The sequence below is a fragment of the uncultured Alistipes sp. genome (assembly GCF_902388705.1).
GTDB lineage: Bacteria > Bacteroidota > Bacteroidia > Bacteroidales > Rikenellaceae > Alistipes.
The window spans coordinates 1-9,187 of record NZ_CABMQJ010000069.1; the positions used below are offsets into that span (position 1 = coordinate 1).

The following is a 9,187-nucleotide window of genomic DNA, read 5'->3' on the forward strand; positions in this document are numbered from 1 at the left end:
CGGCATTCCGGAGGCACCCCGGCCCCTTTCCGCCCCGCTGCCCGGCGCTCCGGAAGCTCCGCCGCACTCCGGGCGGCGCAAGTTTCCCGAAGATAGGGCAATAAAACCGAAAAAAAGGGGCGCAACTTTGCTATTTTACAAATTATCCGTATATTTGCATCCCCATTCAGGGGATAATTAACTAATTTTTAAGGATTATGAACAATTACGAAACCGTTTTCATTGTCACGCCGGTACTGTCCGATGCACAGGTACAGGAGGTTGCTGACAAATTCCAGGGTGTCATCACCGAGAACGGCGGTCAGATTGTGAACAAGGAGTCGTGGGGCCTTCGCAAGCTCGCCTACCCTATTCAGAAAAAGACCACCGGTTTTTACTTCCTGGTAGAGTTCACGGGCGAAGGCTCGCTTATCAACACGCTCGAAACGCAGTACCGCCGCGACGAGCGCATCATCCGTTTCCTTACTTTCAAGCAGGACAAGTTCGCCGTCGAGTACTCGGAGAAGCGTCGTGCAAAACTTTCTAACAAATCGGAGGAGTAAACCATGGCACAGGACAACAAAGCACAGTCTGAAATCCGCTACCTCAACCCGGTATCGGTAGACGTCAAGAAGAAGAAATACTGCCGCTTCAAGAAACTCGGCATCAAATACGTGGACTACAAGGACGGAGAGTTCCTGAAGAAGTTCCTCAACGAGCAGGGCAAGATTCTGCCCCGCCGCCTGACGGGTACTTCGCAGAAATTCCAGAAGAAGGTCGCACAGGCCGTGAAGCGTGCGCGCCACCTCGCTATCCTGCCCTTCGTAACCGATTGCATGAAATAATTAAAGGAGGAGAAACAATGGAAGTTATTCTGATCAAAGATATGGAGAACCTGGGCTACGCCAACGACATCGTGACCGTAAAGCCCGGTTATGCGAACAACTACCTGATTCCTCAGGGTTACGCAAAGGCCGCTACCGCATCCGCGCGTAAAATCCTCGCCGAGAACCTCAAGCAGCGTGCACACAAGGACGCCAAGATCCTTGCCGACGCACAGGCGCTCGCCGAGACGATCGCCAACCTGCCGCTCACGCTGGCCGTGAAGGCCGAGGAGGGCAAGCTCTTCGGTACGGTTACCGCCACCGACTTGGCCGAGGCACTGGCTGCCAAGGGCATCCAGCTCGATCGCAAGCTGATCGCCGTCGAAGGCATCAAGACCGTCGGCGAATACGAGGCTACCGTCAAACTCCACAAGGAGGTCAAGGCCGTCATCAAATTCTCGGTTACCGCCGCAGAATAATCAGCAGGGAGGGGCAGGGACAATCCCGCCTTCCGGCATACAGTAAAAGGAGAGCGCAACGCTCTCCTTTTTTTATTTCGGCATACCGGCGCTTCCTGCGCACGGCTGTCAGTGCGGCGCCGCCGCCGGCGGCTCGGGATGCCTCGGCCGCACCGAGTAGGAACGCAGCACCAGCCCCACGCCGACGAAAATCACCAGGGCGAAAACTACCGTGTCGATATGCAGCTTGTCGAGCCCCATCCCGACCGAAATCGCGATTGCCAGCACGGGCTGCAAATAGGTGTAGATGCTCGACACGGTAGGCTGCACGGTCTTGAGCGCATAGTTGAGCATCAGGTTCGGCAGGTAGGTCGGCACCGTCAGCACGAAAAGCGTCGGAAAGAGGGCGTGCCTGGCGATAAGCGCATAATCCGTATGGATAATCTCTTTCAGGCCGAACGGCAGCGCGACGACCGCAGCCACACAGTAGAGCCAGCGCAGCACGGTCGTGATGCGGTATTTGGCAATCAGGCGCTTGAACCACACCATATAAATCGACGTAACACACGCGCAAAGCATAATCATCACGTTTCCCCAGATGTGCGAATGCTGGTGCGCGGCCGAGGCCCCGGTCAGCACCACCGCCACGGCGCCCCCCATGCCGAGCACCAGCCCCGCGACTTTGAGTTTCGTAAAGCGATCCATCCCCAGCAGCACCGAGAGCAGCAGCACCAGAAGCGGCACGATGGTGTCGATAATCGAGCCGTCGATCGGCGAAGTCATCGAGAGGCCGTACATGATGAAGACCTTGCGCAGCACGCCGATCAGCAGCGCGGCGCCGATCAGTTTGCGGATGTCGGCCCGCGCGACCCGCTCGGCTTTCTGCCACAGCAGGGGCACGAGCGAAAAGAGCGCCGTCGCGGCCAGCGACCCCGCGACCATGGCCATCGGATGGACGTAGTGCGGCAGTACGATATTGTAAAACGGGTAATCCATGGCCCAGACGATATTGCATATCAGCAAGGCGATGTGGGGTTTGAATCTGTTCATCCGTAACAAGGTTTAGTGCGCGAAAAACAAAAACAATGCCTTTCCGCCGCCCGCCGCGCAACCGGCAAAACGAAGTGCCGGCGAATGCATGTAAATACCCGCAGGACTTCGACGAATCACATGCGCGATACGACCGTTGCCGGCAGGCAAGGGAACGGAAAGCCCAGGGCCGCTGGCACGGAAGTTGTTTTTTAACAGCCCGATAACAATGCGTTTGCAGACCTTGCACATTATTAACCGTTAAAAACAAAACATCATGAACACGAAAAAAAACAAAAATGCAGACTCGCCCCGCTTCCGGGAATTCTTCCTGGACCAGATCAAAGACATCTACTGGGCTGAAAAACACCTTTCCGCCGGGCTCAAAAAGATGAAAAAGGCCGCTACGAGCCCCGAACTGGCCGCAGCGTTCGGAAAGCACATCGAAGAGACGGCCGGACAAATCGAGGGGCTGAAACGGGTTTTCGCCCTGCTGGGCAAAACACCCCAGGCCAAGAAGTGCGAAGCCATGGAAGGCCTCGTCGCCGAAGCCGAAAGCGTCATCGAAGACACCGAAAAGGATTCCTATACGCGCGATGCAGGCCTTATACTGGCAGCACAGAAAGCCGAACATTATGAAATCGCCTCGTACGGAACCCTGCAGGTTTTCGCAGAGATGATGGGTGAGAAAGAGATTGCCCGCGAGCTGGGCATGATACTCAAACAGGAGGAAGCGACCGACTCGCTGCTTTCCTGCCTGGCCGAGGACGGAGTGAACGAAATGGCCGTGGTCGAGTAAGAGCGCCGTTCCCGTCGTGTCGTTCGAGGGCTTCCTGTTGTGGGAAGCCCTTACGTATGAATGGATTACCGCCTCTCGGGCCGCAGTTTCCCGAACGAAGCCGGCGATGTCCCCGAAAGCTCTCTGCCCCGGTAATAGACCTTCCAGTTGTCCTTGCCGTACCCGCCGCCGAGCCCCTCGAACGAAGAGGCCGAAGCCCCTTTCACCTCCTGCCCGGCATAGAACACCTTCCAGTTGTCCTTGCCGTACCCGCCGCCGAGCCCCTCGAACGAAGAGGCCGAAGCCCCTTTCACCTCCTGCCCGGCATAGAACACCTTCCAGTTATCCTTGCCGTATCCGCCGCCGAGCCCTTCGAACGAAGAGGCCGAAGCCCCTTTCACCTCCTGTCCGGCATAGAACACCTTCCAGTTGTCCTTGCCGTACCCGCCGCCGAGCCCTTCGAACGAAGAGGCCGAAGCTCCTTTCACCTCCCGGCCCCGGTAATAGACCCTCCAGCTGTCTTTCGTATATCCTCCGCGCCGCGGCTTCCTGTCGGGCTGCGAAATGCCGGTTCGGGACATACCGACCTGTCCGTAAGACAGGGAGCCGCCCGCAAGAACCCCAAGCACGGACAGTAAAATCAGAATCAGTTTTTTCATGGCATCGCTGTTAACTTCCGTTATCTAACTGCAAATATACCGGGTTATTGCCCGGCGCCCAAAGAATTTGCCCGCGAAACGCTGCCGGCGACGAATTTTCCGCAGGACGGCTGCCGGAAATACAGCTGCCGGGAATGCCCTCGTTTCAGCGCCCCCTCGGCCACAAAAAAATCCGCAGGCGATATGCCTGCGGATTTTTCATATACCGGCCGGCTGCGGATCGCCCCGCCCCGTGCCGTCGTCGGGAATTACTCCTCGGTTTCCTCTTTTGCCTCCTTGGCGGCTTTCTTGGCGTTCTTCGCCTCGGCAGCCTCCATGGCGCTCTTCAGAGCGGCCAGGCCTGCGATGTCGCCCAGCGTCGTCTTCTCGACCGAAGCGTTGATTTTCTTCACGGTCGACTTCGTAGCGTCCACTGCGGCACGCTTCTCGGCCTTCTCGGCTGCAATCTCGGCGCGTTTCGCCTCCTCGTACGTACGTACGTGCGACAGGGTGATGCGCTTCGTGGCTTTCGAGAATTCAATCACCTTGAAGTCGAGCTTGTCGCCGGCTTTCGGCGTCGTGCCGTCCTCTTTGGTGAGCTGGCGTGCGGGGCAGAAGCCCTCGATGTTCTCGCCCAGGGCGACAACCGCACCCTTGTCGGTCATCTCGGTGATGGTACCCTCGTGGATGCTGTCTACCGAGAACTGGTTCTCGAACTCGTTCCAGGGGTTCTCCTCGAGCTGCTTGTGGCCCAGCGACAGACGGCGGTTCTCCTTGTCGATCTCGAGTACTACGACTTCGATATCGGCGCCTACCGACGTGAATTCGCCCGGATGCTTCACCTTCTTGGTCCAGCTCAAATCCGAAATGTGGATCAGGCCGTCGATGCCCTCCTCGATTTCGACGAAGATACCGAAGTTGGTAAAGTTACGCACCTTGGCCGTGCACTTCGTGCCGACGGGATACTTGGTTTCGATATTTTCCCAGGGATCGGGCGTGAGCTGCTTGATGCCCAGCGACATCTTGCGCTCCTCGCGGTCGAGCGTCAGGATGACGGCCTCGACTTCGTCGCCGACCTTCATGAACTCCTGTGCCGAACGCAGGTGCTGGCTCCACGACATTTCCGACACGTGAATCAGGCCCTCCACACCGGGGGCGATTTCCACGAATGCGCCGTAGTCGGCCATCACGACGACTTTGCCCTTGACCTTGTCGCCGACCTTGAGGTTCTGGTCGAGCGCCTCCCACGGATGTGCCGTGAGCTGCTTCAGGCCCAGTGCGATACGCTTCTTGGCGTCGTCGAAGTCGAGGATTACGACCTGAATCTTCTGGTCGAGCGCCACGATCTCCTCGGGATGGTTCACGCGGCCCCACGACAGGTCGGTGATATGAATCAGGCCGTCCACACCGCCCAGGTCGACGAATACGCCGTACGAGGTGATGTTCTTGACGGTACCCTCGAGGATCTGGCCCTTCTCGAGTTTCGACATGATAATCTGCTTCTGCGCCTCGAGCTCGGCCTCGATGAGCGCCTTGTGCGAAACGACCACGTTGCGGAACTCCTGGTTGATTTTGACAACCTTGAACTCCATGGTCTTGTCCACGTATACGTCGTAGTCGCGGATGGGCTTCACGTCGATCTGCGAGCCGGGCAGGAACGCCTCGATGCCGAACACGTCGACGATCATACCGCCCTTGGTGCGGCACTTGATGTAACCCTTGATGATTTCGTCTTTCTCGAGGGCTTCGTTTACGCGGTCCCACGACTTGAGCTGACGTGCTTTCTTGTGCGAAAGAACCAGCTGTCCGCCCTTGTCCTCGGCCGACTCCACGTAGACTTCGATTTTGTCGCCTACCTTCAGGTCGGGGTTGTAACGGAACTCGGAAACGGGAATGACACCCTCGCTCTTGTAGCCGATGTTCACGAGAACCTCGCGCTTGGTGATGCCCGTAACGGTGCCTTCCACCACTTCGCCTACGTTGACGTTCGAAAGCGTCTTGTCATAGGCCTCTGCGATCTCTTCCTTGGGGTGGTCGTAGACGCCCAGGTCGTTCTCATACGCGTTCCAGTCGAAATTCTCGTTCGTGACTACATTTTTTACTTCTTCCATTTGGAAATTCTTGTGCGATACAATCGCTCGTTAAACGGTTAATAATTAAACTTATAGCCCCTACCCACGCGCTTCGTGCGCGTACGTAAGGGCTACAAAGGTAGCGGTTTTTTGCGAATCTGCAAAAAATCAGGCGGTTATTTACGGTTCCCAAACACCCCGGACGGACATCTCTGTCCGGCGGCAACGGCATCCGGCACAAGCGGCGCGGAACACGACCCGTGCAAGTGAACACGACCGGTGCGGCGCCGGCCGCAGAAAGGACAACCGGAGCCGCGGAAGCTGAAAACCGGAGCGCGGGTCATTTCCGCCGCACCACCTGCTGCCGCGGCTTGTTGTCCGCTTTCAGCGGGCTGTCGTCCCGCAGCTCTTCGAGCAGGATGCCGGCCACGTCATCCCCGGTAATCTCTCCGTCGGTGTAATTCAGGTCTTTGTAATTCCTGTAAACATAGTCGCTCACGGCAATCCTGTAAGCACGACCTTCGCGCAGTTCAGGGAACCGCACGTCGAGCGCGTTGTCCGCCGCATCGGTCACGATTACATAGGGCGTGGTCGAAATCAAATCGATGCGGTGCGCCTCCTTGGCGTTGGTCGCGTCGTTGTACTTCGAGAGAATCATGCGGCGCATGTCGGCGGGCGTCATCGTCATCTCCGCCACCAGCGTGCCGAACGGCTCCAACCCGTATATCTTCGCCGCGCTGACGCCGCCCGCGGGAATCGAGTCGAGGCGCACGCCGCCGATGTGGTAAAACCCGATTTCGGCATCGGCCTCGTCGGCCACCGCCCGGGCCATCCAGTTGGCAAGGCCCCATTTGTCCGCCGCCGTCCCGAAGTGCCCCACGGGCCTGTTCAGCTCCGGGTCGGCGTAATAGGCGTCGACCCGCTTCTGATACGCCGCATCCGGCTCGTAGGCGGACAGCGGGACGATGCGGTAATCGACGCCCGCGACCTTGCTGCCTTTCATGCGAACGGTCGTCACGCCTATGTTTTTGAGGTCTTTGCCCGTCTGCGTCAGCAGCGTGCCGCCGATCAGCGTATCGATTTGCTCGTGCGTGTGACCGCCGATTACCACGTCGTACTGCGACGGCCCTTTGGCGAGCAACTCCGCATCGCGGTCGTCGCCCATGTGCGACACGAGCACCAGCACGTCGCACTTCGGCCGCAGCTCGGCGGCATACTTCACGGCCATCGCCTGCGGATCGGGGAACTCCAGCCCCTCGAAACTCGATGCATTGCCCGCAGGATGCCCCGGCCCCTCGTAGTTGGTCACCACGCCGACGAAGCCGATGCGGAATCCGCCCCGGTCGACAACCGTGTACGGAGGCAGTTTCGGGAAGGTGCAGGTGTCGCTCACCACGTTGGCGCACACCACCTCGAAGTCCATGCTGTCGAGCATGCGACCCAGAAAGGCCTGTCCGTGGTCGAACTCGTGGTTGCCGAGCGTGGCCACGTCGTACCCCAGCTCGTTCATCAGCGCGATAATCGGCATGCCGGGCGTCGCCGCCATGTCCACATAGGCATTCCCCGTCCACCGGTCGCCGGCATCGACCAGCACGACCAGCTGCGCCGTGTCGCGGCACGCCTCGACGGCCGCGGCCAGCCGCGGGAAGTTCTGTATCTTGGCGTGCATGTCGTTGGTCGACAACAACACGAGCGTCCGCTCGCGCGGCGAGCAGGCCGCGGCGACCGCCGCCAGGGCGAGCAGGAGCATCCGTATCATTCTTTTCATAATCTCGGTTTTGAGTTTGTCAAAGTTACAAATTATTCATATCTTTACCCATCATTCAGCATTTTATTTAGCATAAACCCATGGCAGACACCATAACCGTCATCTGCGAAAATCTCGGCGCCCCGCTCCAGGTGGCGATGGGCACGCCGCTGTCCGAGGTGGCCGCGAAACTGACGCCGGGCCGGTATCCGTTCCTGGCGGCCTACGTCAACAACCGCATCAAGGAACTCTACTACAAAATATATACCCCGGTGACCGTCCGCTTCGTGGACATCACCACCTTCGCGGGCATCCGCGTCTACCAGCGGACGTCGTGGTTCATCCTCCAGAAAGCCGTCCGCGACCTTTTCCCGGGGCAGACGCTCCACATCCGCCACTCGATGGGCCAGAACGGATTCTACTGCGAGGTCGAGGGCATCGACGAATTCACCCCCGAACAGACCGCCGCGCTCGCGGGGCGCATGCGCGAACTGGTGGCCCAGGATCTGCCGATATGCCGCTCGAAGGTGCTCACCAGCGAAGTCCGCGCCCGCTATGCCGAACAGGGTTTCGACGACAAAATCGCCCTGCTCGACACCCGTCCGCGCCTTTACAGCGACCTCTACACGCTCGGCGACACCGAGGGCTACTTCTACGGCGCCCTGGCCCCCTCGACGGGCTTCGTCCGGCTGTTCGCCATCGAGCCCTACTACAACGGCTTCTACATCGCCCTGCCCCTGCGCACGGCGCCCGAACGGCTCAACACGAACGTCCACCAGGAGAAGATGTTCGACATCTTCCGCGAATACCAGTCGTGGGTCAAAATCATGGGCGTGCCCACCGTGGGCGACGTCAACGCGAAAGTCCTCGCGGGCGACGCCGGCGGCATGATCAAGCTGGCCGAGGCGTTCCACGAGCGCAAGTTCGCGGAGATCGCCGACGCCATCTACGACGCCAACCTCTCGCGCGGCATGCGCATGGTGCTCATCTCGGGCCCCTCGTCGAGCGGCAAGACCACCTCGGCCAAGCGGCTGGGCATCCAACTCGGCGTGCTGGGGCTGAACCCGGTGCTCATTTCGCTCGACGACTACTTCGTCGACCGGGAGAAAACCCCCAAAGACGCCGACGGGGAGTACGACTACGAAGCGCTCGAGGCCATCGACCTCGAACTGTTCAACGACCACCTCTGCCGCCTGATGCGCGGCGAGAGCGTCGACATCCCGCGCTACGACTTCGTCACGGGCCGCCGCACGTGGCACAAAGACCCGCTGACGCTCAACGAACGGTCGATTCTCATCGTCGAGGGCATCCACGGCCTGAACCCGCGGCTCACGCCCAGCGTTCCCGAATCGCAGAAGTTCCGCATCTACATCTCGTGCTTCACCTCCGTGGCGCTGGACAACCTCTCGCGCATCGCCACCACCGACAACCGCCTGCTGCGCCGCCTGACGCGCGACTACACGCAGCGGGGCGCCAGCGCCGTGGCGACGCTCTCGCGCTGGGCTTCGGTGCGCCGCGGCGAAGAGAAACACATCTTCCCCTACCAGGAGAACGCCGACGTGATGCTCAACTCGTCGCTCTTCTACGAGATTTCGGTGCTGCGCCCCTTTGCCGAGAAAATCCTGCGCGAAGTGCCCGACACGGTGCCGGAATACGACGAGG

Annotated in this window: 9 protein-coding genes; 5 read left to right on the forward strand and 4 right to left on the reverse strand. The window is 59.4% G+C overall.

The features are described 5' to 3' along the window. Window positions 1-197: 197 nt before the first annotated feature. From rpsF to rplI, 3 genes are read left to right on the forward strand one after another with little or no spacing between them, the layout of a single operon-like run. Window positions 198-542 carry a 30S ribosomal protein S6 gene (rpsF, locus tag QZT71_RS11050; protein ID WP_130062927.1) on the forward strand — a complete coding sequence of 115 codons (345 nt, stop codon included), beginning with the start codon at window positions 198-200 and terminating at the stop codon, window positions 540-542. 3 nt (window positions 543-545) lie between these two features. Then, on the forward strand, window positions 546-824 hold the full coding sequence (gene rpsR / locus QZT71_RS11055; RefSeq protein ID WP_010265192.1) for a 30S ribosomal protein S18: 279 nt from the start codon (window positions 546-548) through the stop codon (window positions 822-824). A gap of 17 nt (window positions 825-841) precedes the next feature. After that, the gene (rplI, locus tag QZT71_RS11060; RefSeq protein WP_295916110.1) at window positions 842-1,282 is read left to right on the forward strand and encodes a 50S ribosomal protein L9; all 441 of its coding nucleotides are present in this window, start codon (window positions 842-844) and stop codon (window positions 1,280-1,282) included. Between the two features lie 108 nt (window positions 1,283-1,390). Here the strand turns inward: rplI and QZT71_RS11065 are convergent, their stop codons facing one another. Next, window positions 1,391-2,311: a DMT family transporter gene (locus tag QZT71_RS11065; protein ID WP_295916112.1), complete on the reverse strand. Its 921-nt coding sequence runs from the start codon at window positions 2,309-2,311 to the stop codon at window positions 1,391-1,393. 256 nt (window positions 2,312-2,567) lie between these two features. Between QZT71_RS11065 and QZT71_RS11070 the strand changes: the two genes are divergently transcribed. Continuing rightward, window positions 2,568-3,089 (forward strand): ferritin-like domain-containing protein, encoded by a 522-nt coding sequence (locus QZT71_RS11070; protein ID WP_295916114.1) that lies wholly within the window; start codon window positions 2,568-2,570, stop codon window positions 3,087-3,089. A gap of 65 nt (window positions 3,090-3,154) precedes the next feature. Here the strand turns inward: QZT71_RS11070 and QZT71_RS11075 are convergent, their stop codons facing one another. The 3 genes from QZT71_RS11075 to QZT71_RS11085 all read right to left on the reverse strand — a co-directional run bounded on the left by QZT71_RS11075 (window position 3,155) and on the right by QZT71_RS11085 (window position 7,546). Next, window positions 3,155-3,727, reverse strand: coding sequence for a DKNYY domain-containing protein (locus QZT71_RS11075; protein WP_295916117.1), 573 nt, complete (start codon window positions 3,725-3,727; stop codon window positions 3,155-3,157). Window positions 3,728-3,975: 248 nt separating this feature from the next. Beyond that, on the reverse strand, window positions 3,976-5,817 hold the full coding sequence (gene rpsA / locus QZT71_RS11080) for a 30S ribosomal protein S1 (RefSeq protein ID WP_295916119.1): 1,842 nt from the start codon (window positions 5,815-5,817) through the stop codon (window positions 3,976-3,978). Between the two features lie 301 nt (window positions 5,818-6,118). Beyond that, window positions 6,119-7,546 carry a bifunctional UDP-sugar hydrolase/5'-nucleotidase gene (locus QZT71_RS11085; protein ID WP_295916123.1) on the reverse strand — a complete coding sequence of 476 codons (1,428 nt, stop codon included), beginning with the start codon at window positions 7,544-7,546 and terminating at the stop codon, window positions 6,119-6,121. 80 nt (window positions 7,547-7,626) lie between these two features. On the opposite strand from QZT71_RS11085, the gene QZT71_RS11090 reads away from it, so the two are divergent. Next, a partial coding sequence (locus QZT71_RS11090; RefSeq protein WP_295916125.1) for a nucleoside kinase occupies window positions 7,627-9,187 on the forward strand: 1,561 nt, incomplete at its 3' end.